This is a genomic window from Micromonospora sp. U21, from assembly GCF_018070045.1.
Taxonomy (GTDB): domain Bacteria; phylum Actinomycetota; class Actinomycetes; order Mycobacteriales; family Micromonosporaceae; genus Micromonospora.
The window spans coordinates 115,503-141,276 of the sequence record NZ_JAGPYK010000012.1; the positions used below are offsets into that span (position 1 = coordinate 115,503).

The 25,774-nt window shown below is 71.8% G+C and carries 20 protein-coding genes; all 20 read left to right on the forward strand.

From position 1 onward, the window contains the following. Positions 1 to 130: 130 nt before the first annotated feature. The 20 genes from KBX63_RS17940 (at position 131) to KBX63_RS18035 (ending at position 25,566) form a co-directional block, all read left to right on the forward strand. Complete coding sequence (locus tag KBX63_RS17940) at positions 131 to 1,063, forward strand: ABC transporter ATP-binding protein (RefSeq protein WP_210912370.1); 933 nt, start codon at positions 131 to 133, stop codon at positions 1,061 to 1,063. A 200-nt stretch (positions 1,064 to 1,263) separates the two neighbouring features. Beyond that, entirely contained in the window at positions 1,264 to 1,818 is a 555-nt protein-coding gene (locus tag KBX63_RS17945) for a hypothetical protein (RefSeq protein ID WP_210912371.1), read from the forward strand. Positions 1,819 to 2,042: 224 nt separating this feature from the next. After that, complete coding sequence (locus KBX63_RS17950; RefSeq protein ID WP_210912437.1) at positions 2,043 to 2,843, forward strand: ABC transporter permease; 801 nt, start codon at positions 2,043 to 2,045, stop codon at positions 2,841 to 2,843. A gap of 9 nt (positions 2,844 to 2,852) precedes the next feature. Beyond that, complete coding sequence (locus KBX63_RS17955) at positions 2,853 to 3,662, forward strand: ABC transporter permease (protein ID WP_210912372.1); 810 nt, start codon at positions 2,853 to 2,855, stop codon at positions 3,660 to 3,662. A gap of 61 nt (positions 3,663 to 3,723) precedes the next feature. Next, complete coding sequence (locus tag KBX63_RS17960) at positions 3,724 to 4,743, forward strand: YihY/virulence factor BrkB family protein (RefSeq protein WP_210912373.1); 1,020 nt, start codon at positions 3,724 to 3,726, stop codon at positions 4,741 to 4,743. Between the two features lie 260 nt (positions 4,744 to 5,003). Further along, on the forward strand, positions 5,004 to 6,182 hold the full coding sequence (locus KBX63_RS17965) for an ROK family transcriptional regulator (protein WP_210912374.1): 1,179 nt from the start codon (positions 5,004 to 5,006) through the stop codon (positions 6,180 to 6,182). 109 nt (positions 6,183 to 6,291) lie between these two features. After that, positions 6,292 to 7,833 (forward strand): sugar ABC transporter ATP-binding protein, encoded by a 1,542-nt coding sequence (locus tag KBX63_RS17970; RefSeq protein ID WP_210912438.1) that lies wholly within the window; start codon positions 6,292 to 6,294, stop codon positions 7,831 to 7,833. Further along, a complete protein-coding gene (locus tag KBX63_RS17975) occupies positions 7,830 to 8,957 on the forward strand; it encodes an ABC transporter permease (RefSeq protein WP_210912375.1) in 1,128 nt (375 codons plus the stop codon). Before KBX63_RS17970 ends, KBX63_RS17975 begins: the two co-directional genes overlap by 4 nt. A 95-nt stretch (positions 8,958 to 9,052) precedes the next feature. After that, on the forward strand, positions 9,053 to 10,105 hold the full coding sequence (locus KBX63_RS17980) for a substrate-binding domain-containing protein (protein ID WP_210912376.1): 1,053 nt from the start codon (positions 9,053 to 9,055) through the stop codon (positions 10,103 to 10,105). A gap of 53 nt (positions 10,106 to 10,158) precedes the next feature. Next, complete coding sequence (locus tag KBX63_RS17985) at positions 10,159 to 11,352, forward strand: Gfo/Idh/MocA family protein (RefSeq protein WP_374102241.1); 1,194 nt, start codon at positions 10,159 to 10,161, stop codon at positions 11,350 to 11,352. Between the two features lie 459 nt (positions 11,353 to 11,811). Further along, positions 11,812 to 12,978, forward strand: a complete 1,167-nt coding sequence (locus tag KBX63_RS17990; RefSeq protein WP_210912378.1) for an inositol-3-phosphate synthase — start codon at positions 11,812 to 11,814, stop codon at positions 12,976 to 12,978. Continuing rightward, positions 12,962 to 13,894: an SCO3242 family prenyltransferase gene (locus KBX63_RS17995; protein ID WP_210912379.1), complete on the forward strand. Its 933-nt coding sequence runs from the start codon at positions 12,962 to 12,964 to the stop codon at positions 13,892 to 13,894. The genes KBX63_RS17990 and KBX63_RS17995 overlap by 17 nt, the downstream gene beginning before the upstream one ends. Next, positions 13,891 to 14,910: a sugar phosphate isomerase/epimerase family protein gene (locus tag KBX63_RS18000; protein ID WP_307871749.1), complete on the forward strand. Its 1,020-nt coding sequence runs from the start codon at positions 13,891 to 13,893 to the stop codon at positions 14,908 to 14,910. Before KBX63_RS17995 ends, KBX63_RS18000 begins: the two co-directional genes overlap by 4 nt. Before the next feature lie 58 nt (positions 14,911 to 14,968). Continuing rightward, positions 14,969 to 15,607, forward strand: a complete 639-nt coding sequence (locus KBX63_RS18005; protein ID WP_210912380.1) for an EboA domain-containing protein — start codon at positions 14,969 to 14,971, stop codon at positions 15,605 to 15,607. Then, on the forward strand, positions 15,607 to 16,461 hold the full coding sequence (locus KBX63_RS18010; protein ID WP_210912381.1) for a TatD family hydrolase: 855 nt from the start codon (positions 15,607 to 15,609) through the stop codon (positions 16,459 to 16,461). The genes KBX63_RS18005 and KBX63_RS18010 overlap by 1 nt, the downstream gene beginning before the upstream one ends. Next, positions 16,461 to 17,657, forward strand: a complete 1,197-nt coding sequence (gene eboE / locus KBX63_RS18015) for a metabolite traffic protein EboE (RefSeq protein WP_210912382.1) — start codon at positions 16,461 to 16,463, stop codon at positions 17,655 to 17,657. The genes KBX63_RS18010 and eboE overlap by 1 nt, the downstream gene beginning before the upstream one ends. Beyond that, positions 17,654 to 19,078 carry an alkaline phosphatase family protein gene (locus KBX63_RS18020; protein ID WP_210912383.1) on the forward strand — a complete coding sequence of 475 codons (1,425 nt, stop codon included), beginning with the start codon at positions 17,654 to 17,656 and terminating at the stop codon, positions 19,076 to 19,078. The genes eboE and KBX63_RS18020 overlap by 4 nt, the downstream gene beginning before the upstream one ends. After that, positions 19,075 to 20,142, forward strand: a complete 1,068-nt coding sequence (locus tag KBX63_RS18025; protein ID WP_210912384.1) for a polyprenyl synthetase family protein — start codon at positions 19,075 to 19,077, stop codon at positions 20,140 to 20,142. Before KBX63_RS18020 ends, KBX63_RS18025 begins: the two co-directional genes overlap by 4 nt. 364 nt (positions 20,143 to 20,506) lie before the next feature. Next, entirely contained in the window at positions 20,507 to 23,377 is a 2,871-nt protein-coding gene (locus KBX63_RS18030) for a PQQ-dependent sugar dehydrogenase (protein ID WP_210912385.1), read from the forward strand. A gap of 74 nt (positions 23,378 to 23,451) precedes the next feature. Next, on the forward strand, positions 23,452 to 25,566 hold the full coding sequence (locus tag KBX63_RS18035; RefSeq protein ID WP_210912386.1) for a ThuA domain-containing protein: 2,115 nt from the start codon (positions 23,452 to 23,454) through the stop codon (positions 25,564 to 25,566). Positions 25,567 to 25,774: the final 208 nt, after the last annotated feature.

Below are 25,774 nucleotides of genomic sequence, written 5' to 3' on the forward strand. Positions count from 1 at the left end.
ACACGTCGATCCACTGGACGGTGGGGCATCGACAGGGCGTTTCGTCGCGGTGCGATCGGGGTCCGCACCGTCCCGCCCCCTGGTGGAATTTGCCTGGAGAGCTGTCGGACCCGGCGGCTAGGGTCGGGCGGTGACTTCGGGGCGACCACTGATTCAGGCTCGGAGGCTGGTGAAGCGGTTCGGCGACTTCACCGCTGTGGACGGCATCGACGTCGAGGTGCGCTCGGGCGAGGCGTTCGGCTTCCTCGGGCCCAACGGCGCCGGCAAGTCCTCCACCATGCGGATGGTCGGCTGCATCTCCCCACCGAGCGGGGGTGAGCTGCGCATCCTCGACATGGACCCGGTCCGCGACGGGCCGGCGATCCGGGCCCGGCTCGGCGTCTGCCCGCAGCTGGACAATCTCGACCCGGAGCTGACCGTCCGGGAAAACCTGACCGTCTACGCCCGCTATTTCGGCATCTCGCGGCGGGCGGCCCGGGAACGGGCCGCCGAGCTGCTCGACTTCGTCCAGCTCACCGAGCGGGCCGACAGCAGGGTCGAGCCGCTCTCGGGCGGGATGAAGCGCCGGTTGACCATCGCCCGCGCGCTGGTCAACGATCCGGAGATCGTGCTGCTCGACGAGCCGACGACGGGGCTCGACCCGCAGGCCCGGCACCTGGTCTGGGAGCGGCTGTTCCGGCTCAAGCAGCAGGGCGTCACGCTGGTGCTCACCACGCACTACATGGACGAGGCCGAGCAGCTCTGCGACCGGCTCGTGGTGATGGACGGCGGGCGGATCGTCGCCGAGGGCTCGCCCCGGGCACTGATCGAGCAGCACTCCACCCGTGAGGTGGTCGAGCTTCGCTTCGCCGCCGAGTCGCAGGAGCCGTTCGCCGGCAAGCTTGACGGGCTGGGGGAGCGGGTGGAGGTGCTACCCGACCGGGTCCTGCTGTACGTGCCCGATGGCGACGCGGCGGTCGCCGAGGTCTCCGCGCTGGGGCTCAGTCCGGCCAACGTGCTGGTGCGGCGCAGCGGTCTGGAGGACGTCTTCCTGCACCTGACCGGCCGCACCCTGGTCGACTGACGGTCGCCGGCCGATCGCTGGCGGTTCAGCAGCAACCTTCCCGGCGTGTCGAGCTGCTGAGCCGCCAACGATCGCAGGTCGGTGGGCTGGGGCGGGGAGGCTGCGCCGTGAGCGGGGAGTGCGGCCGTAGCTGATCATGCGTAGCATCGGCGGGCCCGGTCAACGCGCCCGCCCGACCGAGAGTCGACCACGGGGGTTTCATGTCCGACGTGCAGACCAACAGCCGGCACCAGGCCGGGCTGACCGCCCTGTACCTGGGCGTCTTCGCGATGGTCTGGTTCAGCGTGCCGTCCGCGGAGCAGCCGTTGCGCGCCCTGCTGGTGGTGGGCAGCATCGCCGCACTGCTCACCGCCGTGGTGGGCGGCGTGCTGTCGGCCCGCACCCGGGGCGCGGGCGGCCCACGGGACCGGGCGACCGACCGGCGGTACCTGCTCATCGTCGTCGCCGAATTCGCCGCCGCCGGGCTGGGCGCCGCCGTGCTGGCCGCCGCCGTGCTGGCCGCCGCCGACTGGTCGGAGTACATCCCGGTGCTGGTCTGCGCGGTGGTCGGGCTGCACTTCTTCCCGCTCGCCCCGCTGCTGCGGGACCCACTGCTCCGGCCGCTCGGTGTCGCGCTGTGCGTGGTGGCGGCGGCGGGCCTCGTCACCGCACTCGCCTCGGCGGTGTCCGCCGGTCTGGTGGTCGGCACCGGCGCGGGGCTGCTGCTGCTCGCCTACGCCGTGCAGGCGCTGGTCCGCGCGTACCGCCCGGCCTGACCGGCGCGTACGAGCCAGCCAGGTCGGGACGACTCGACTTGGGCAAAGTCGGGGCCACACGGCGAGGCGCACACGCCGACATCCAGGATGTCGAGTCGATCAGCAGGGCGAAACCCGGGCGACATGCCGGCGGGGTCGTCGTAGGGTGACCGGCGGCTGTCGTACCCCGGGGGTAGGAAGGTCGGGGTGACGGGCGTGGTGTGGCGGAGGTGATCGTGGTGAGCGTGGCGGGTTCGGCGCGGGAGCGGGCTCGGCCCGCGTTGCCACGGGTGCCGGCGCTCGCCGTGTTCGACTACTTCCTGGTGGGATACCGGCGCACCTGGCGGGCCGGGGTGTTCTCCTCGTTCCTGCTGCCGGTGCTGACCGTGCTCGGTTTCGGGCTCGGCGTCGGCGCCTACATCGACCAGGGCGTCGGCGGGGTGCGTTACCTCGACTGGCTGGTCCCCGGGCTGATCGCCTCGACCGCCCTCCAGGTGACCGTCGGCGAATCGACGTGGCCGGTGTTCAGCAACTTCCAGTGGATCAAGACGTACTTCGCCCAGAGCGCGGCACCGCTGCGGGTGGCCGACATCCTGGCCGGGCACCTGGGCTTCGTGATGTTCCGGGTGCTCACCACGATCGCGGCGTTCCTGCTGGTCACCGGGCTGTTCGGGGCGTTGCGCTCACCGTGGGCGGTGGTCACCCTGCCGGTGGTGGCGCTGCTCGGGCTGGCCGTGGCCGCGCCGACCTTCGCGTACGCCGCGTCGGTGTCCAGCGACAGTTGGCTGGCGATGCTGTTCCGGTTCGCGGTCATCCCGATGACGCTGTTCGCCGGGGTGTTCTTCCCGGTCGAGTCGCTGCCCGAGGCGCTGCGCTGGCTGGCGTACGTGACGCCGCTGTGGCACGCCGTCGACGTCTGCCGTGCGGCCACGCTCGGCGTCGCCCCACAGTGGTCGATCGCCGGGCACCTGCTCTACCTGGTGGCCTGGTCGCTCGCCGGCTGGCTGCTGGCGCTGCGCGCGTTCCGTCGCAAGCTCATCGTCTAGGGAGTGGTCGTGGTCACGTTGATCCTGCCTCGGCTGGTCGACGTCTCCGCCGCGTCCCGGCGGTCGGCGTCGGTGGTCGAGCGCAACGTCGCGGCGCTGAAGTCGGTCTACTGGCTGCTGCTGCTCTCCGGCTTCGTGGAGCCGCTGCTCTACCTGCTCTCGATCGGGGTGGGCGTCGGCACGCTGGTCGGCGACCTGCCGCTGCCCGACGGGCGACTGGTCTCGTACGCCGAGTTCGTGGCCCCGGCGATGCTCGCCTCCTCGGCGATGACCGGGGCGCTCGCGGAGACCACTTTCAACTTCTTCGGCAAGATGAAGTACATGAAGCTGTACGACGGGGTGATCGCCACCCCGGTACGGCCGTTCGAGATCGCCCTCGGCGAGTTGGGCTGGGCGATGCTGCGGGGCAGCGCCTACTCGGCCGCGTTCCTCGGGGTGATGGTCGCGCTGGGCCTGACCACCGTCACCCGGGCGGTGACCGCCCTTCCGGCTGCGGTGCTGGTCGGGTTCGCGTTCGGCGCGCTCGGCATGGCGCTCTCCACCTTCATGCGCAGCTGGCAGGATTTCGACCTGATGGGGTCCGCCCAGTTCACCCTCTTCCTCTTCTCCGGCACCTTCGTGCCGGCGCAGGCCTATCCGACCCTGCTGCACTGGCTGATCGAGGTCACCCCGCTCTACCGGTCGGTGCACCTGATCCGCGGTCTCGCGCTGGGCGGCAGCGGTTGGTCCTGGCTGCTCGACGTGCTCTACCTGCTGGCGATGATGGCGTTCGGCCTGCTGGTCGCTTCACGCCGGATGGGTAGGTTGCTCTACCGGTAGGGGTTATCCATCGCCCTCCTCGGGCATGTCGGAGGCGACACCACGACGATGAGGAGGGGCGATGGCCTCCGACCAGTCTTCCACCGGGCGTGACCGTGACTCGGCTCGTGGGCCCGTCGGCCCGGACGAGGGGCCGGACAGCCCCACCGATCTGCCCGGCAGCGGCTGGAAGGCGGCGTTGCGCCGCACGGTCACCGAGTTCCAGGACGACAGCCTCACCGACTGGGCGGCGGCGTTGACCTACTACGGGGTGCTGTCCATCTTCCCCGGGCTGCTGGTGCTGATCTCCATCCTCGGCCTGCTCGGCGAGAGCGCCACCAAGGGTGTCGAGGACACCGTCAAGCAGGCGGTGCCGGAGGGCAACATCCAGACGATCATCACGGACGCGATCAACCAGGCGGGTGACAACGGCGGGCTGGCCAGCATCGCGGCGATCATCGGTCTGCTGGCCGCGTTCTGGTCCGCGTCCGGGTACATCGCCGCCTTCATGCGCACCTCGAACACCATCTACGACGTGCCGGAGGGGCGGCCGATCTGGAAGACGCTGCCGATCCGGGTCGGCGTGACCGCGGTGATCGGCGTGCTGCTGCTGGCCTGCGCGGTCATCGTGGTCTTCACCGGTCGCCTGGCCGAGCTGGTCGGGAACGCGATCGGGGTGGGCGACGCGGCGGTCACGGTGTGGAACATCGCCAAGTGGCCGGTGTTGCTGATCCTGGTCAGCCTGATGTTCGCGATCCTGTACTGGGCCTCACCGAACGCGCGGCACGGCGGTTTCCGCTGGGTCAGCCCGGGCGGTGTGCTGGCCGTGGTGATCTGGCTGGTGGTCTCCGGCCTGTTCGCCTTCTACGTGAGCAACTTCGGTTCGTACAACAAGACCTACGGCGCGCTGGCCGGGGTGATCATCTTCTTGATCTGGCTCTGGCTGAGCAACATCGCGATCCTGCTGGGTGCCGAGTTCGACGCGGAGCTGGAGCGCAGCCGGGCCATCTCGGCCGGCCACTCGGCCGACGAGGAGCCGTACGTCGAGCTGCGTGACGACCGCAAGCTGAGGAAGAAGCGGAATTCCCCCGGCCGCCGCTGACCGCCCGCGTCAACCGCCCCGCCACCCGCGTATCGGGTGGTGGGGCGGTTGCGTGTCCGGCGGCGGCACGCGAGGCGAGTGGACCGGGGCGTCCGGTGATCCTTTTCTTGATCGACTAGTAGCTTTTGTTCTTTCGGACAAAAGTTGGCATCAGAATGGCTGAAGCTCTGGACAGGCAGCACGGAACGCTCCTACTGTGTCGGACACAACACATCGGCATTGAGCCGATGTGAACGAGTCCAATGAAGAGGTGAGTCCGGGTGCGGACCGTCGACCCCCTGCACGTCCGGCTGTTGCGGTTACTCCGCGACGAGGGGGCCGTGTCCCGGGCTGAGCTGGCCGACCGGCTCCAGATGCCCCGCCCGCGGCTGTTGGCTGAGCTGGATCGACTGGTCGCGTTGGGCTACGTCGCCGAAGCCGGGCTCGCCGCCTCCCGGGGCGGGCGGCGCTCCACGCTGGTCGAGCTGAACCCGAAGCTGCGGTTCGCGGCCGTCGACCTGGGCGCCAGCTCGATGGACGTCGAAGTGGTCAACGGCCGGCTCGAACCGGTGGCCCACTACGCCGAAGCCGCCGACATCCGCAACGGGCCGAAGGTGACCCTGCAACGGGTCAACGAGTTGCTGCACAAGGCCAAGGTCGACGGCGCGTACGAGCGACTGGACGCGGTGGGCATCGGCGTGCCCGGTCCGGTCAGCTTCCGCGACGGCGTCCCGGTCTCGCCGCCGATCATGCCCGGTTGGGACCGTTTCCCGGTGCGCGAGCTGCTCAGCCGGGAGCACGGCTGCCCGGCGGTGGTCGACAACGACGTCAACATCATGGCGATCGGCGAGCGACACGGCGGGGTGGCCCACTCGGTGGACGACTTCCTCTTCGTGAAGATCGGCACCGGAATAGGGTGCGGGATCTACCTCACCGGCGAGGTCTACCGGGGCACCGACGGCTGCGCCGGGGACATCGGCCACATTCAGGTCGACGCGCACGGTCCGATGTGCTCCTGCGGCAACGTCGGCTGCCTGGAGGCGTTGTTCAGCGGCGCCGCGCTGGCCAAGGACGCCACCGCCGCCGCCCGCAGCGGGGTGTCGCCGGCGCTGGCCGACCGGATGGCCATGCGCGGCGTGGTGACCGCTCTCGACGTCGCCGAAGGCGCCGTCGAGGGGGACGTGACCTGCATCCAACTGATCCGTGACGGCGGACGGCGGGTCGGCGGCGTGCTCGCCGGCCTGGTCAGCTTCACCAACCCGTCGATGATCGTGATCGGCGGCGGGCTGGCCCAGCTCGGGCACATCCTGCTCGCCGAGATCCGCAGCGTGGTCTACCGCCGCTCGCTGCCGCTGGCCACCGGCAACCTGCCGGTCGTGCTCTCCGAGCTCGGCGGTCGGGCCGGCGTTGCCGGCGCGGCGGTGCTCGCCAGCGACGTCGCCTTCGCGGAGGCCTCATGAGCCCGCAGTCGCGAGCCGGAAAACCGTCGTGAGCGAGGAGGAGACTGTGGCCCAGTCCGAGGAGAACGCCGCCACCGAGCCGACGGCCGCCGGCGCCGACGCGCCGCTGATCGAAGCCCCCGCCGACACCGTCGCCGGTGAGGTCGTCCTGCGCCTCACCGACGTGGTCAAGACCTTCCCCGGGGTACGCGCCCTGGACGGCGTGCAGCTTGAGGTACGCGCTGGTGAGGTGCACTGCCTGCTCGGGCAGAACGGCGCCGGCAAGTCCACCCTGATCAAGGTGCTGGCCGGCGTGCACCAGCCGGACTCCGGCGAGGTCGAGTGGCGCGGTGAGCCGGTCACCTTCGCCAATCCGCAGGCCGCCATGCGCGCCGGCATCGCGACCATCTACCAGGAACTCGACCTGGTCGAGGATCTCTCGGTGGCGGAGAACGCCTTCCTCGGCCACGAGCACCGCAGCTTCGGGTTCGTCCGGCGCGGCAGGATGGCCCGGCACACCCGGCAGATCCTCGGTCGGCTCGGCCACGGCGAGATCCCGCCCGGGCGGATGGTCCGCGCACTGCCGGCCGCCGGCAAGCAGATCGTCAGCATGGCGCGGGCGCTGTCGCACGAGGCACGGCTGATCATCATGGACGAGCCGAGCGCCGTGCTGGCCCACGACGAGGTCGGCAACCTGTTCCGGATCATCCGCGAGCTGACCGCGCAGGGCATCGCGGTCATCTACATCTCCCACCGCCTGGAGGAGATCCGCGAGATCGGCGACCGGGTCACCGTACTCAAGGACGGCCGGACCACGGCCGCGAACCTGCCGGCACGCGACACCCCGACCCGCGACCTGGTCAGCCGGATGACCGGCCGCACCATCGAGTACGTCTTCCCGGACCGGCCGACCGACGACACGGTCGGCGCCGAGCTGCTCCAGGTGGAGGGGCTGACCCGTCCCGGCGAGTTCGCCGACGTCTCGCTCGACGTCCGCGCCGGGGAGATCGTCGGCATCGCCGGCCTGGTCGGCTCCGGCCGCTCCGAGCTGCTGGAGACCATCTACGGCGCCCGGATCGCGGAGGCCGGTTCGGTCCGGATGGACGGGCGGGTGCTGCGTCCCGGCGTCGGCGCGGCGGTGCGGGCCGGCATGGGGATGGCCCCGGAGGAACGCAAGAGCCAGGCGCTGCTGCTCGGCGAACCGATCTACCGCAACGTCACGCTGGCCACCTTCGGCCGGTACGCGCGGCTCGGCTTCACCGACGCCGCCAAGGAACGGGCCGAGGCGGACCGGATCGCCGAGAGCCTGGAGCTGCGGCCCCGGGATGTCGGTCGGCCGGTGCGCACCCTCTCCGGTGGCAACCAGCAGAAGGTGGTGGTCGGGCGGTGGCTCCTCGGCGGCACCAAACTGCTGCTGCTCGACGAGCCCACCCGGGGCGTGGACGTGGGTGCCCGGGCTGAGCTCTACCAGGTCATCCGGGCGTTGGCCGCACAGGGCGTCGGGGTGCTGCTGGTCTCCAGCGAGGTGCCCGAGGTGCTCGGCCTGGCCGACCGGGTGCTGGTCATGCGGGAGGGCCGGGTCGTCCGCGAGGCCCCGGCCGGCGAACTCGACGAGAACACCGTGCTCGACCTCGTGATGGCGGGGTCCCTGATGGAAGGCGCACCGGCATGAGCGACGCGACTCCCACACCCACCGCGGCACCGGAGCGCACGCAGCTTCCGGCGCAGTCGCCGCCGGTGGACCCGGCCGAGACGGCGGTGGCCGGTGACAAGGCGGCATCCAGGGGCCGGCTCTCCTGGTGGCGGGGTGAAAACGGCGACGGTGCCAAGCGCAACCTCGGACTGATCGGGGTGCTGGCCGCGCTCATCCTGGTCGGCGCAGTCACCAAGCCAGACCTCTACGACGATCCCACCTGGGTCTGGAACAACATCCTGGCCATCCTCCAGCTCGCCTCCGTCGTCGGCGTGGTCACGGTGGGCATGACCTTTGTGATCATCGGCGGCGGCATCGACCTGTCGGTCGGAGCGATCGTCGCGCTGGCCGGCGTCTGGTGCACCACGGTGGCCACCCAGAGCTACGGCGCCGCCGGCATGATCTTCACCGCCATCGTGGTCGGCATCTGCGTGGGTCTGGTCAACGGCGTGCTCATCTCATACGGGCGGCTGGTGCCGTTCATCGCGACGCTCGCGATGCTGGTGGCCGCTCGCGGGCTCGCGGCGTCGATCTCCAACAAGCAGACCCAGGTCTCGAGCAGCACCTTCATCAACGACATCGCGGCGCGCAAGGTGCTCGGGATTCCGATCCTGGTCTACATCCTCGGCGCGGTGGTGGTGGCCGGTTGGATCCTGCTCAACCGGACGACCTTCGGCCGGCGGACCATCGCGGTCGGCGGTAACCCGGAGGCCGCACGGCTGGCCGGCATCAACGTCCGCCGGCACACCATGCTGCTCTACGCGCTCTCCGGCCTCTGCTGCGGCATCGCCGCCATCATGCTCACCTCCCAGGCCACCTCTGCCCAGGCGGCGATGGCCAACCTCTACGAGCTGGACGCGATCGCCGCAGCGATCATCGGCGGGACGCTGCTCAGCGGTGGTCGGGGCACGATCGTCGGCTCGCTGCTCGGCGTGATCATCTTTGCCACGATCACCAACCTCTTCGCCATCAACGGCCTCTCCATCGAGGCACAGAACATGGTCAAGGGCGGCATCATCGTCGCCGCCGTCCTGGTCCAGCAGTTCCAGTTCAAGTCCTTCACTCGGCTCCTCGCGCGGAACAGGCTCACCACCACAACCTGACGCACCGCACGTTGTTCCTGGCGACGTCGAGACATTCGACAGTGGCCGGACCCCGCACACCCTCAACAACTCCATCCCGTTCCCAGGAGGTCGTCATGACCCAGCACAGTCGCGACCTGTCGCGTCGTCGGTTGCTTTTCGGTGGGGCCGCCGTCGGCGCCGCCACCCTGCTCACCGCCTGCACCAGTAACGAGACTCCCGCGGCCAGCACCCAGACCAAGGCCGCCGGAGACGCCGCCGGCAACAACGCCCCGGGCAAGAAGGTCGTCATCGGCTTCTCCGCCCCCGCCGCCGACCACGGTTGGATGGGCGCGATCCACGCCAACGCCAAGGCGCAGGCCGCCGCGTACTCGGACGTGGAGCTCAAAGAGGTCGACGGTGGGACGACCTCCGAGGCCCAGCGCTCGACCCTCGGCACGCTGATCGCCCAGAAGCCGGACATCATCGTCGTGCTGCCGCACGACGGCAAGGAGGTCAACGCGGTCGCCCTCCAGGCGATGCAGGCGGGCATCCCGATCGTCAACCTCGACCGGGTCTTCCCCGACGCGCTGGCCTCCCGGCTGGTCATCAAGGGCGACAACTACGGCATGGGCGTGTCCGCCGGGCACTTCATCGGCAAGCAGCTCAAGGACAAGGGTGTCGCCAACCCGGTCATCGGTGAGATCGCCGGTCTGGAGATCCCGCTGACCGTCGAGCGCAGCGCCGGCTTCGCGGCGGCCCTGGCCACCTACGGGTTCAAGGTGAACAACCGCCGTTCGGCCGAGTTCACCTCGGACAGCGGCCAGCGCGAGGCGGCCCAGCTGCTCCAGGCGCTGCCGAAGATCGACGCGATCTGGAACCACGACGACGACCAGGGCATCGGCGTCCTCGCGGCCATCAAGCAGGCCAACCGCTCCGAGTTCTTCATGGTCGGCGGCGCGGGTTCGAAGCTCGCGATCGACGCCATCAAGGCTGACAACAGCGTGCTCAAGGCAACGGTCACCTACAACCCGTCGATGGCCTCGTCGGCGATCTCGCTGGCCCGGCTCATCGCCCAGGGCCGGGGCCTGGGCGACCTCACGGAGCTGCAGGTGCCCAAGGAACTGACCCTCGCCTCGGAGACGATCACCAAGGAGAACGCGAGCAGCTACGAGAAGCTCGGGTTCTGACACACGGGGGGAGACCCACCTTGTCCACGACAGACAAAGAACTGCGGGTCGGCATGGTCGGCTACGCGTTCATGGGCGCCGCGCACTCGCAGGCGTGGCGCACCGTGAACCGCGTGTACGACCTGCCGGCGCGGGCCCGGATGGCGCTGATCTGCGGCCGGGACACCGGAAAGGTGGCGGACGCCGCCGACCGGCTCGGTTGGGACGCGTACACCACCGACTGGCGTGACCTGATCAGCCGGGACGACATCGACGTGGTCGACATCTGCACCCCGGGTGACAGTCACGCCGAGATCGCCCTCGCCGCGTTGGCCGCCGGCAAGCACGTGCTGTGCGAGAAGCCGTTGGCCAACACGGTGGCCGAGGCGCGGGCGATGACCGCCGCGGCGGAGACCGCCCGGGCAGCCGGGGTGCGGTCGATGTGCGGGTTCAACTACCGCCGGGTCCCCGCGGTCACGATGATGCGCCAGCTGGTCGCCGACGGACGACTCGGGGTGATTCGACACGTCCGGGCGACGTACCTGCAGGACTGGATCGTGGACCCGCAGTTCCCGCTGGTGTGGCGGTTGCAGAAGGACAGGGCGGGCTCCGGTGCGCTCGGTGACATCGGCGCGCACATCATCGATCTGACCCAGTTCGTCACCGGCCAGCGGATCACCGGCGTCAGCGCGGTCACCGAGACCTTCGTCAAGGAACGGCCGTTGCCGGCCGGGTCCAGCGGGTTGGCGGCCTCGGTGGACGGCAGCGGGTCGGTCGACGGCAACGCCTCGGCCACCGGTCCGGTCACCGTCGACGACGCCGCGGTCTTCGTGGCCCGGCTCGACGGCGGTGCCCTGGCCACGTACGAGGCGAGCCGGTTCGCCACCGGCCGCAAGAACGCCCTGCGTGTCGAGATCAACGGCTCGCTGGGCAGTGTGGTCTTCGACCTGGAACGCCTCAACGAGCTGGAGTTCTACGACGCCACCCGGCCCAGCGTGGAACAGGGTTTCAGCCGCATCCTGGTGACCGAGGGCGAGCACCCGTACATGTCGGCGTGGTGGCCGCCCGGCCACATCATCGGCTACGAGCACTCCTTCACCCACCAGATGCGCGACTTCATCGAGGCGGTCGCCACCGGCGTCGACCCCGCTCCATCCTTCGCCGACGCGTTGCAGGTCCAGCTCGTGCTGGACGCGGTGACCCGTTCGGCGGAGATCGGCTCCTCCTGGACCGAGGTGCAACCGGCGCTGGCCGCGGTGGCCGTCTGACCTCTGACCATCCGCGATGGTGGTGTTCGCGCCGCCATCGCCCGACCGGCTTTCCGGAGCCGACCGGCGAGGGACCGACCGCGGTTTGCGCCCCGCGGCCGGGACGAGGTCGGCACCGGAGGGCGTGCAGCCGGGCCGTACGGCCCGGTGGCGCACGAGCAGGACGGTCGTCCGGTGCGACCGGACCGGGATTCCCCGGCCGCACCGGACGACCGCCGGATGCGGGGGAGGCAGGGTCGAGACGCCGACCGACCCTGCCTACCAGCCCCGTCTGCCCGCACCCGTGCCGGGAGCCGGTCCGGCGTCGTCGCCGCCGACGCCGACGTCGGAATCCGGTGCCATCCCGATGCGGCGCGGGCGGACGGGGCCCATCCACCAAAGGCATATCTTTCCGAGTAATATTCTGATATTCCTATATTTAGTTAGACCGACGGTTCCTCCTGGATGGGAAGGAGCACCATGCGAACAGGTGTCTGGTTGGTGGGTGCGCGCGGTTCCGTCGCGACCACCAGCATCGTCGGAGGGCTCGCGCTGCGGGCCGGCCTGGCCGGGCCGACCGGCTGCGTCACCGAGCTGCCGGAGCTACGCGGCCCCGCCCTGCCGTCCTTCGCCGATCTGGTCTTCGGCGGGCACGACCTGGCCACCACCCCGCTGTGCAAGCGGGCCGAGGCACTGGCCGAAAGCGGCGTCATCCCCGGTCGGCTGGTCGCCGCGCTCCCCGACGAGCTGGCCGCCGTCGAGCAGGAGTTGCGTCCCGCGCCGGTCGGCGCCACCCAGGCCGACCGGGCCGCCGCCGTGGTCCGCGACCTCACCGCCTTCCGTGAGCGGCACGCGCTGGACCGGGTGGTGGTCCTCAACGTCTCCGCCACCGAACCGGCCCCCGCACCGCATCCCGGGCACGCCGATCCGGACGCGCTGCGCGCCGCCCTCACCGGCCCCGACGAGGTGCTGCCGTCCAGCTCCCTGTACGCGTACGCGGCGCTGCTGGCCGGCTGCCCGTACGTCGACTTCACCCCGTCCACCGGGCTGCGGCTGCCGGCGCTGACCGCGCTGGCCGAGCAGGTCCGGCTGCCGTACGCCGGGCACGACGGCAAGACCGGGGAGACCCTGGTCAAGTCGGTGCTCGCGCCGATGTTCGCGATGCGGAACCTGGCCGTGCGCTCCTGGTCCGGGGTCAACCTGCTCGGTGGCGGCGACGGCGCCACCCTCGCCGACCCGGCCGCCAACGCGGCCAAGGTGCAGAGCAAGCAGCGGGTGCTCGGCGAGACGCTGGGCTACCTGCCCCAGGGCGGCACCCGGATCGAGTACGTCGAGGAGCTGGGCGACTTCAAGACCGCCTGGGATCTGATCACCTTCGCCGGCTTCCTCGGCACCGGGATGCGGATGGAGTTCACCTGGCACGGCTGCGACTCCGCGCTGGCCGCACCGCTGGTGCTCGACCTGGCCCGGCTCACCGCCGCCGCGCACGCCGCCGGGCACGTCGGGCCGCTGGCCGAGCTGGGCTTCTTCTTCAAGGACCCGCTCGGCACGCCCACCCACTCGTTGGCCGAGCAGTGGGCCCGGCTGGTCGACTTCACCCGTGGGCTGCACCACCGCCGGGACGGCTTCCATGACAACGTTGGCTGACCTCGCCGAGCTGGTCCGGGCACCGGCCGCGCTCTCGGTCCCCGGCGACGTGGTCGCCGGCGCCGCGGCGGCCGGCGCGCTGAGCCGGCGTACCCCCGCCCTGGCCGGCGCCTCGGTGCTGCTCTACTGGGCCGGCATGGCCGCCAACGACTGGGCCGACCGGCGGCTGGACGCCGTCGAGCGGCCCGAGCGGCCCATCCCCAGCGGCCGGGTCGCCCCGGCCGCCGCGGTCGGTCTCGCGGCGGGCCTCACCGCCGCCGGCGTGGGCCTGGCCGCCGCCGTGGGCGGTCGCCGCGCGGCCGCGCTCGCGGTGCCGCTGGCGGCGACCATCTGGGGGTACGACCTGCTGGCCAAGAACACCGCCGCCGGGCCGGCCGTGATGGCCGCCTGCCGGGGGCTGGACGTGCTGCTCGGCGCGTCCGGCGGTCGGCTGACCCGGGCGCTGCCGGCGGCGGCGACCGTCGCCGCGCACACCTGGACGGTCACCGCGCTGTCCCGCCGCGAGGTCACCGGCGCCGACGCCGCCCTGCCCCTGCGCACGCTGGCCGGCACCGCGCTGGTCGCCGCCAGCGCCGCTGTCGCAGCCCCCGGTGCCGCCGCCCGGCGCGCCGATCCGGGTCCGGCCGACGGCCGGGCGGATGCGGGCGACGGCCGGGCCCGCTCGCTCGGGCTCGCCGCCGCGCTGCCCGCGATACTGTCCGGCTGGTACGCCGCCCGCTACGGCGCGGCCCAGGCCCAGGTGGTCCGGGACCCGTCGGCCGGGCGGGTACGCGCCGCGGTCGGCGCCGGGATCACCGGCCTCCCCGCCCTGCAGGGGGCGCTCACCGCACGCGGCGGAGCCGGCCTGCTCGGGCTTGCCGTCGCGGCGGCGGCGCCGCTGGGCCGGCGGCTGGCCCGGAAGGTCTCCCCGACGTGACCGCCCCCCAGCCCCGCCAAGCGCCGCCGGCCGCCGACGCTCGGACGCTGCGCCTCGGGTACGGCACCAACGGCTTCGCCAACCACCGGCTCGACGACGCGCTCGCCGTCCTCGCCGACCTCGGCTACGTCGGGGTGGCGCTCACGCTCGACCACGACCACCTCGACCCGTTCGCGCCCGGTCTCACCCGCCGGATCGCGGCGGTGGGCCGGCGGCTGAGCGCGCTGGGCCTCGCGGTGGTGATCGAGACCGGCACCCGCTACCTGCTCGACCCGTGGCACAAGCACGCGCCGACGCTGCTGCACGACGACCCGACCCGGCGGATCGAGTTCCTGCGCCGGGCCGTCCGGATCGGCGCCGACCTGGGTGCCGAGGCGGTCTCCTTCTGGGCCGGCGTCCGCCCCGACGCGGTGCCGGCGCAGAGTGCCTGGGACCGGCTGGTGGCCGGCTGCGCCACCGTGGTCGACGCCGCCGACGCCGCCGGTGTCACCCTCGGCTTCGAACCGGAGCCCGGGATGCTGGTCGAGGACATCGCCGGCTGGCGTCGGTTGCGCGCGGCGCTCGGCGACCCGGGCCGCTTCGGCATCACCCTCGACATCGGGCACTGCCGCTGCCTGGAGCCGTGGCCGGTGCCGCAGTGCGTCGCCGAGGTGGCCGAGCACCTGGTCAACGTGCAGATCGACGACATGCGCCGGGGCGTGCACGAGCACCTGGAGTTCGGCTCCGGCGAGATCGACTTCCCGCCGGTGCTGGCCGCCCTGGCGCAGGCCGACTACCGCGGGCTGGTCGCCGTCGAGCTGCCCCGGGACTCGCACGCCGCGCCCGCCGTGGCCGCCCGGTCGATCGAGTTCCTGCGTGCCGCCGCCGCGACGGCGGCGGCCCGGAGCGCGACCGCGAGCACGGCGGCCACTGGCCGCCCCACCAAGGACGAGGCGCCCGCAGGCGCCCTTTGCTCTGCTTCAACGGACGCAACAGTGGCCGTCCGCTATCCGGACAGAGGCCGTCGCGTGGAGTGAAGCAGAGCAAAGGGCGCGCCTGGGGTGCCTGCGGAGCAGCACAAGGGGAGGAGACGGGATGACACCGGATTCACTACGGGCCGCGCTGCGGGGCGTACCCGACCCCGGCTGGCTGGACACGGCGCTGCGCCGGGTCGCGGCCGAGCCGGGCGCGATCACCCGGCTCTTTCCGGCCGCCGGCCGGCGCTGCGGCCGGGCCGCACTGCCCGACGCACCCGGCTGGACGGCTGACGACGCGGCCCGGGTGCTGCTGCTCACCGCCCTGCCCGCTGACCACGCCGAGCACGCCGACACGCTCTACCAGCACGGCGACGCGGCCGAGCGGCGGGCCGTGCTGCGTGCCCTGCCGCTGCTGCCGATCGGGGCCGCCGGGGTGCCGCTGCTGCACGACGCGATCCGGACCAACGACACCCGGCTGGTCGCCGCAGCGCTCGGCCCGTACGCCCGGCACCTCGACACGGCGGCCTGGCGGCAGGCGGTGCTCAAGTGCGTGTTCTCCGGCGTGCCGCTGGCCGTTGTGGCCGACCTCGACTCCCGCGCCGACGGTGAGCTGGCCGCGATGCTGGCCGCGCTGGCCGCCGAGCGGCACGCCGCCGGCCGGGAGCTGCCCGCCGACGCCACCGACCTGCTCGACCGGCTCACCGCGCACAGCGGAGGGACCGGCACCGTCGACCGTCCCACCCCCACGGAGGCGTGATGCGCATCTTCGACCCGCACATCCACATGACCTCACGCACCACTGACGACTACGAACGGATGGCCGCCGCCGGCGTCCGCGCGGTGGTGGAGCCGGCGTTCTGGCTGGGCCAGCCCCGCACCAGCGCCGCCTCGTTCACCGACTACTTCGACTCCCTGATCGGCTGGGAGCCGTTCCGGGCCGGGCAGTTCGGGGTGCGGCACCACGCCACCGTGGCGCTGAACCCCAAGGAGGCGAACGACCCGCGCTGCCGGCCGGTGCTCGACCTGCTGCCGCGCTACCTGGACAAGGACGCGGTGGTCGCGGTCGGCGAGATCGGGTACGACTCGATGACCCCGGAGGAGGACGAGGCGTTCGCCGCGCAGCTGGCGCTGGCGGTGGCGTACGACCTGCCGGCACTGGTGCACACCCCGCACCGGGACAAGGCCCGGGGCGTCGAGCGCACCCTCGCCGTGGTCACCGAGTCCGGCATCGACCCGGGCCGGGTGGTGGTCGACCACCTCAACGAGGTGACCGTCAAGCTGGTCCGGGACACCGGCTGCTGGCTGGGCTTCTCCATCTACCCGGACACCAAGATGTCCCCGCCACGGATGGTCGACCTGCTGCGGGAGTACGGGACGGAACGGATGCTGGTCAACTCGGCCGCCGACTGGGGGCGCTCGGACCCGCTGCTGACCCGGGCCACCGGCGAGGCGATGCTGCTGGCCGGGTTCACCGACGACGACGTCGACAAGGTGCTGTGGCGCAACCCGGTCGAGTTCTACGGGCAGTCCGGTCGGCTCGACCTGACCGACCTGGAGCCCGCGGCCGTGGACCCGGAGACCGGCAACTCGATCCTGCGGGGCGGCAGCTGATGCGGCTACGGCACGCCGGCGGCGACACCGTCCACCTCGGCTACTGCACCAACGTGCACCCCGCCGAGGAACTCGCCGGCATCCTCGCCCAACTGGACACCTACGCCGTGCCGGTCCGCGCGGCACTCGGCGCCGACCTGCTCGGCCTCGGCCTGTGGCTGGCCGCACCGGTCGCCGCCGAGCTGGCCGCCGACCCGGCGCTGCGCCGCCGGCTGCGCGCCGAGCTGGACGCGCGCGGGCTGGAGGTGGTCACCCTCAACGGCTTCCCGTACGCGGCCTTCCAGGCGCCGGTGGTCAAGCACGACGTCTACCGGCCGGACTGGACCACCGAGCAGCGGTTGGCGTACACCCTGGACCTGGCCCGGGTGCTCGCCGACCTGCTGCCCGACGACGCCGCCCGGGGCTCGATCTCCACCCTGCCGCTGGCCTGGCGGCAGCCCTGGGACGACGAGCGGGCCGACGCCGCCCGGCGCCGGCTGGACCAGCTCGCGGCCGGCCTGGCCGCGGTGCAGCGGGACACCGGCCGCCAGGTGCGGGTCGGCTTCGAACCGGAGCCGGGCTGCGTGGTGGAGAGCACCGGTCAGGCCGCCGCGCTGCTGTCCGGGATGGACACCGAGCGGCTGGGCGTCTGCCTCGACCTGGCCCACCTCGCCTGTGCCTGGGAGGAGCCGGCCGCGGCGCTGGCCCGGCTGGAGAGCGCCGGGCTGCCGGTGGTCAAGGTGCAGGTCTCCGCCGCCGTCGAGGCGGCCGACCCGACCGGTGGCGCCGACGCGCTGCGCCGGTGGGTGGAGCCGCGCTTCCTGCACCAGACCCGGGGGGCCGGCTGCGCCGGCGGGGTCGACCCGGCCGACCCGGCGTACGCGGCCGACGACCTGGACGAGGCGCTCGACGCGGCGCTGCCCGGGCCGTGGCGGGTGCACTACCACGTGCCGCTGCACGCCCCACCCGAGGAACCGCTCGGTTCCACCCTGCCGGTGCTGCGCGCCGCGCTGGCCGCGCTCTACGCCGGCCCTGCCGCCGGCTGCGACCACCTCGACGTGGAGACGTACACCTGGGGGGTGCTGCCGGCCGCGCGGCGGCCGGGCACCGACGCGGAGCTGGCCACCGGCATCGCCGCCGAGCTGGCCTTCGCCCGCGACGAGCTGGTCGGCCTGGGCCTGACCCCGGAGCTGACCACGGCGGGGGTGGCGCGATGAGCCGGCGACTCGTGGTCCTCGACGTGGTCGGGTTGACCCCGCGGCTGCTGGCGCACATGCCCCGGCTGCGGGGGGTCGCCGACGGCGGCTTCCGGGCCGAGCTGGGCACCGTGCTGCCCGCGGTGACCTGCTCGGTGCAGTCCACCTTCCTCACCGGTGAACCGCCGAGCGGACACGGGATCGTCGGCAACGGCTGGTATTTCCGGGAGCTGGGTGAGGTGCTGCTGTGGCGGCAGCACAACGCGCTGGTCGGCGGGGAGAAGCTCTGGCAGGCGGCCCGTCGGGCCGAGCCCGGCTACACCGTCGCCAACGTCTGCTGGTGGTACGCGATGGGCGCGGACGTCGACTGGACGGTCACCCCGCGCCCCGTGTACTACGCCGACGGGCGCAAGGAGCCGGACTGCTACACCGACCCGCCGGAGCTGCACGACGCGCTCACCGGGCGGCTGGGCACCTTCCCGCTGTTCACCTACTGGGGGCCGACAGCCGGGCTGCCCTCGTCGCGGTGGATCTGCCAGGCGGCCGAGCAGATCCTGGCCGACGCGTCGCCCGACCTGACCCTGGTCTACGTCCCGCACCTGGACTACGACCTGCAACGGTACGGCCCGTCCTCCCCCCAGGCCGCGGCCGCGGCGGCCGAGCTGGACACGGTGCTCGGGCCGCTCCTGGACGCCGCCCGGGCCCGCGACGCGACCGTCGTGGTGCTCTCCGAGTACGGCATCACCGACGTGTCCCGACCGGTGGACGTCAACCGGCTGCTGCGCGCCGAGGGGTTGCTGCGGGTGCACACCCAGGCCGGCATGGAGTACCTCGACCCGTGGACGTCCCGGGCGTTCGCGGTCGCCGACCACCAGGTCGCGCACGTCTACGTGCGGGACCCGGCCGACGTGCCGACGGTGGCGAAGCTCTGCGCCGGGCTGCCCGGAGTGGCCGAGGTGCTCGACGCCGAGGGCAAGGCCGCACACGGGTTGGATCATCCGCGCGCCGGTGAGCTGGTGCTGGTGGCCGAGCCGGACGCCTGGTTCACCTACTACTACTGGCTGGACGACGCCCGCGCGCCGGACTTCGCCCGGCTGGTGGAGATTCATCGGAAGCCGGGTTACGACCCGGCGGAGCTGTTCTTCGACCCGGCCGCGCCGGGTGCGGCGAAGCGTCGGGCGGGCATCGCGCTGGCCCGTAAGAAGCTGGGCATGCGCTACCTGATGAGCGCGGTCGGCCTGGACGCCGGGGCGCGGGCGGTACGCGGGTCGCACGGTCGGCTGCCGACCGACCCGGCGGACGCCCCGGTGCTGCTCTGCTCCGACCCGGCCGTCGCCCGGGAGCGGATCGCGGCCACCGAGGTGAAGGCGCTGCTGCTGGAGCTGGCCGGGCTGACTCCCGGCGGAGGCGCCGAGGCGGACCGGCCGGGGGAGGGGTCATGACCGTCACCGTCGCGCCCACCGACGCGAGCGGGCTGCGGGCGCGCTTCGACGCGGAGCTGGCCGGGTTCCTGGACCGGCAGGGCCCGGACTGGCCGGACGGCGCGCCACGCGGCGTGTTCACCGCGCTGTACCGGTTCGTGCTCGCCGGCGGGAAGCGGCTGCGCCCGCTCTTCTGCTACTGGGGCTGGCGCGGTGCCGGGGCGGCCGACGGCACCCCGATCGTGGTGGCCGCGGCGGCACTGGAGCTGTTCCACGCGTTCGCGTTGATTCACGACGACATCCTGGACGGCAGCGACCGCCGCCGGGGCGAACCGTCGGTGCACCGGCTCTTCGCCGATCTGCACGCCCGCTCGTCCTGGCGCGGCGACCCCGAGGCGTACGGACGCAACACGGCGCTGCTCTGCGGGGATCTCTGCGCGGCCTGGTCGGACCAGATGTTCCACGAGTGCGGCCTGAGCACCGAGCAGGTGCACCGGGGGTACGGGGTGTTCGCGTTGATGCGCACCGAGGTGATCGCGGGGGAGTACCTGGACCTGGTGTCCGGGGTGGGCGACGGCTCGGTGGCCAGCGCGCTCACCGTGATACGGATGAAGGCCGCCCGGTACACGGTGACCCGGCCGCTGCAGATCGGCGCGGCTCTGGCCGGCGCGGGGCCGGAGCTGATCGCCGCGCTGGGCGAGTTCGGGGACCCGCTGGGCGACGCGTTCCAGCTCCGCGACGACGTGCTGGGCGTCTTCGGCGACCCGGCGGTCACCGGCAAGTCGGTCCTGGACGACCTGCGGGAGGGCAAGCCGACGGTGATGATGGCGCTGGTCCGTAGCGCCGCCGACCGGCCGCAGACCGCCCGGCTGCGGGAGCTGTTCGGCAATCCGGCGCTGGACGCCGACGGCGCGGCGGAGCTGCGCGGGATCATCGAGGCGACGGGTGCCCGGGAGCGGATCGAGCAGATGATCCGGGTCCGGACCGAGGCCGCGCTGGCCGCGCTGGAGAGCGCGGCGGTTGCCGACGAGGCCCGCTCCGCGCTGGTCGCGCTGGCCGCGCAGGCGATCGACCGCCGCGCCTGACCCGCCGGCACTCGCCGGACACGGTTCCCCGGACATCCGCTGCGGCGTCTGGGGAACGGTGCTGCCTGCCGACTTTCGATCGAATCGACGAAAGTTCACGGCGATTCGCCGGAAGGTATAGACACATCGACATCCCACAATTTAGTGTCGTGGCCAACACGACAATGTTTCGTCGAGGTGAACCGGCGGCGCGGTAACCCATCGACTGGTGACCTCCGAGCACGTGGCCCCCACCACCTCGGGTGGTCGCGGCCGGCCGGGATCGCACCCGGCGGGCCGACCGCATCCCACCACCGCTACGGCATCCGGCGCGACGGCGCGCGCCCGGCCTGGCAGTCATTCGTCAGGAAGGGACAGCACACCAATGTCCATAAAGGACGCTCCCAATCACCGGTCCCGACGATGGTTCTCCGCCGGATCGGCACTGCTCCTGGTGGCCGCGGTCGGCACGGTCGCGCTCGGCGTCGGCCCGGCCGCGCTCGGTGGGCCGACCCCCGTCCAGGCCCACCCCATCAACGCCACGGACTTTCAGCAGGTCGAGCTGGCCCGCGGCGTGGCCGACATGGGTGAACCGATGTCGTTGGCCGTGCTGCCGGACCGCTCGGTCCTGCACACCGCCCGCAACGGCACCCTGCGCCGCACCGACGCCAACGGGACCACCTCGGTGATCGGCACCCTGCCGGTCTACACCCATGACGAGGAGGGCCTGCAGGGCGTGGGGGTCGACCCAAACTTCGCCAGCAACCGGCAGATCTTCCTCTACTACGCCCCGCCGCTCTCCACCCCCGGCGGCGACGCGCCCGCCACCGGCACCGACTTCTCGGCCTGGCAGGGCGTCAACCGGCTCTCCCGGTTCACCCTCAACGCCAACTTCACCATCAACCAGGCCAGCAAGGTCGACGTGCTCGACGTGCCGGCCGATCGCGGGCTGTGCTGCCACGTCGGCGGAGACATCGACTTCGACGCCGCCGGCAACCTCTACCTGTCCACCGGCGACGACACCAACCCGTTCGACTCCGCCGGCTACGCGCCGCTGGACGAGCGGACCAACCGCAACCCGGGGTACGACGCGCAGCGCAGCGCCGGCAACACCAACGACCTGCGCGGCAAGATCCTGCGGATCAAGGTGAACGCGAACGGCACGTACTCCATCCCGACGGGCAACCTGTTCGCGCCCGGCACGGCCAGGACCCGGCCGGAGATTTACGCGATGGGCTTCCGCAACCCGTTCCGGATCAGCGTGGACAAAGCCACCGGTGTCGTCTACGTCGGTGACTACGGGCCGGACGCCGGCTCCACCAGCGCCACCCGCGGGCCGTCCGGCCAGGTGGAGTTCAACCGGGTCCCCTCGGCGGGCAACTACGGCTGGCCGTACTGCACCGGCACCAACACCAGCACCGAGACGTACAACGAGTGGGACTTCGCCAGCAACACCGGCGGAGCGAAGTACAACTGCACCGGCGGGCCCACCAACAACTCGTTCCGCAACACCGGCCTGGGCACCCTGCCGGCGGCCAAGCCGGCCTGGATCCGGTACGCCGGCGACGCCGGCACCCCGCCCGAGTTCGGCGGCGGCTCCGAGTCACCGATGGGCGGCCCGATCTACCGGTACAACGCCTCGTCCACCTCGACGACGAAGTTCCCGCAGTCGTTCGACGGGCAGTTCTTCGCCACCGAGTTCGGCCGTGGCTGGATCAAGCCGATCCACGTCAACGCCGACGGCTCCCGGGGCGTCATCGACACCTTCCCGTGGGTGGGCAAGCAGGTGATGGACTCGGCGTTCGGCCCGGACGGCGCGTACTACGTGCTCGACTACGGCACCGGCTACTTCAACGGCGACGCCAACTCCGCGCTCTACCGCTTCGACCACGTCGGCGGCGGAAACCGGGCGCCCAACGCCACGGCCAGCGCGAACCGGACCTCCGGCGCCGCTCCGCTGGCGGTGACGTTCTCCTCGGCCGGCTCGTCCGACCCGGAGGGCGGGGCGCTGACGTACTCGTGGAACTTCGGTGACGGCACCAGCTCCACGGCGGCCAACCCGTCCAAGACCTACACCGCCAACGGCACCTACACCGCGACGCTGACCGTGCGGGACCCGCAGGGCGCCACCGGCACCGCCAGCGTGGTGATCAACGTGGGCAACACCGCGCCCACCGTGACCATCAACAGCCCCGGCAACGGGCAGCTGTTCAGCTTCGGCGACACGGTGCCGTTCAGCATCACCGTGACCGACCCGGAGGACGGCACGATCGACTGCACGAAGGTCAAGATGACCTACGTCCTCGGGCACGACCAGCACGGGCACCAGATCACCTCGAAGACCGGCTGCTCCGGATCGATCACCATCCCGGTCGACGGTGAGCACGACGACGCGGCGAACATCTTCGCCATCTTCGACGCCGAGTACACCGACGCCGGTGGGCTGACCACGCACACGCAGCACACGCTGCCGCCGCGGCACCGGCAGGCCGAGTTCTTCGGCACCTCGTCCGGGATCAACGTGTTCAGCAAGACCCCGGCCGAGGGTGGCAAGACCGTCGGCGACATCAACAACGGTGACTGGATCGCGTTCCAGCCGTACCGGCTGGGCAACGTGACCTCGTTCAGCGCCCGGGTGTCCTCGGCGGGTGCCGGCGGCACTCTCCAGGTCCGGGCCGGCTCCGCCACCGGCACGGTGCTCGGTTCGGCCACGGTCCCGGTCACCGGAGGCTGGGAAACCTTCACGACGGTGACGGGGTCGATCGCCAACCCACCGACCGGCACCACGACGCTCTACCTGACCTTCGCCGGGTCGGGCACCGGCGCGCTCTACGACCTGGACGCTTTCACCTTCAACACCGGCACGTCCACCGGTGGCGGTGGCGCGATCAAGGGCCTCGGTGGCAAGTGTCTCGACGTGCGCTCCGGCGCCACCGCCGACGGCACCCAGATCCAGATCTACACCTGCAACGGCAGTGCGGCGCAGGCCTGGACGGTCACGCCGAACTCGACGATCAGGGCGTTGGGCAAGTGCCTCGACGTCTCGGGTGGCGGTTCGGCCGACGGCACCAAGATCCAGCTCTGGACCTGCAACGGGACCGGGGCGCAGAACTGGGCCGCGCAGGCCGACGGCACGGTGCGTAACGCGCAGTCCGGCAAGTGCCTCGACGTCTCCGGAAACAACTCGGCGGACAGCACCGCCGTGCACCTCTGGACCTGCACCGCCGCCGCGAACCAGAAGTGGATCCTGCCCTGATCTGAAAGGGAGGGCCCCTTGTTAACGCCTGTGTTGTACAAGGGGCCCCTCCTAACCGTTCTTAGGAGAGCGATATGCGCAGACTCCTGCGACCCGTCCTCGGCGCGGCCACCGCCGTCCTCGCCGTCCTCGCCTGTACGACCCCGGCCACCCCGGCGAGCGCCGCCGACGCCCCCTACGACGTGCTGGTCTTCTCCAAGACGGCCGGCTTCCGGCACGACGCGATCCCGGTCGGCATCCAGACCATCCGTGACCTGGGCGCCGGGAACAACTTCACCGTCACCGCCACCGAGGACGCCGCCGCCTTCACCACCGGCAACCTCAACCAGTACGAGGCGGTGGTCTTCCTCAACACCACGGGCGACGTGCTCAACGCCAGCCAGCAGACGGCCTTCGAGTCGTACATCGGCTCCGGCCGTGGGTACGTGGGCGTGCACGCCGCCGCCGACACCGAGTACGACTGGCCGTTCTACGGCAACCTGGTCGGCGCGTGGTTCGCCTCGCACCCGGCCATCCAGCAGGCGAACGTCAAGGTGGAGGACCGGGGGCACGCGGCGACCGCCCACCTGCCGCAGACCTGGACCCGCACCGACGAGTGGTACAACTACCGGACCAACGCCCGGTCCACCGCGCACGTGCTGGCCACTCTGGACGAGTCGTCGTACTCCGGTGGCGGGATGGGCGCCGACCACCCGCACTCGTGGTGCAAGAGCTACAGCGGCGGCCGGTCGTTCTACACCGGCGGCGGGCACACCCAGGCGTCGTACGCGGAGCCGGCCTTCCGGGCCCACCTGCTCGGCGGCATCCGGTACGCGGCCGGTCGCAGCAAGGCCGACTGCCGGCCCGAGACCGGCTACACCCCGATCTACAACGGCTCGACCACCGGCTGGTCGCAGGCCGGCCCGGGCAACTTCGCCAACTCCGACGCCACCCTCACCTCGGTGGGCGGCATGGGGCTGTTCTGGTACAACGCGAAGCAGTTCACCAACTACTCGCTGAAGCTGGACTGGAAGCTGGCCGGCGACGACAACTCCGGCATCTTCATCGGTTTCCCACCCTCCAGCGACCCGTGGTCGGCGGTGAACAACGGCTACGAGATCCAGATCGACGCCACCGACGCGGCCGACCGCACCACCGGGGCGGTCTACACGTTCAAATCGGCGGACATCGCGGCCCGGGACGCGGCTCTCAACGCGGCGGGGGAGTGGAACACCTACGAGCTGCTGGTCGAGGGTGAGCGGCTCCAGATCTTCCTCAACGGAGTGAAGATCAATGACTTCACCAACACGAACCCGGTCCGTTCGCTGGCCGGCCACATCGGCATCCAGAACCACGGCACCGGCGACGACGCCTCGTTCCGCAACATCCGGATCAAGGAGCTGGGCACCACGCCGCCGCCCGGGAACACCACCGTCCAGGCCGAGGCGTTCAGCTCGGCCAACGGCGTCACCCCGTTCACCAAGGCGGGCGCCAACGGCGGCCAGACCATCGGCTACATCGACCCGGGTGACTGGGCCTCGTACAGCGGTGTGAACCTGACCGGGGTCACCTCGTTCACGTCCCGGGTCGTCTCCGGCGGCGCGGGCGGCACCATCCAGGTGCGTACCGGTTCGGCCACCGGCCCGGTGCTCGGCTCGGTCGCGGTGCCGAACACCGGCAGCTGGACGACCTTCGCCAACGTCACCACCGCCCTGTCGAACGTCCCGTCCGGCACCCAGAACCTCTACCTCATGTTCACCGGTAGCGGCACCGGGCTCTTCGACGTGGACGACTTCACCCTGGTCAAGGGTGGCGGTGGCGGCACCCCAGGGGTCGGCCCGGTCAAGGGTCTGGGCGGCAAGTGCCTGGACGTCCGCTCCAGCGGCACCGCCGACGGCACCCAGATCCAGATCTACACCTGCAACGGCAGTACGGCGCAGACCTGGACCGTGACGCCGAACTCGACGATCAAGGCGCTCGGCAAATGCCTGGACGTGTCCGGCAGCGGCACCGCCGACGGCACCAAGATCCAGCTCTGGACCTGCAACGGCACCGGCGCGCAGAACTGGGCGGCCCAGGCCGACGGCAGCCTGCGCAACGCGTCGTCGAGCAAGTGCCTCGACGTCTCCGGCAACAACTCCGCGGACAGCACGATCGTGCACCTCTGGACCTGCAACGGCGCGGCCAACCAGAAGTGGACGCTGCCCTGACCGGCTGAGTCTGGAGGGGTTTTCCGTCACAGCGGACGGCCCCTCCAGGCCACTCGACCTCGGCGCTTCGCCGGGTGTGCCCCGGTCGGCGGGATGCCGTCGTCCCCGTAAGCGCTATACCTCTGAGTCATAGCTATGACTCAGAGGTATAGCGCTTACGGCACTCCGGTCGATGGACGCCCACGCGCCGACAACCCGCGTCGCCGGT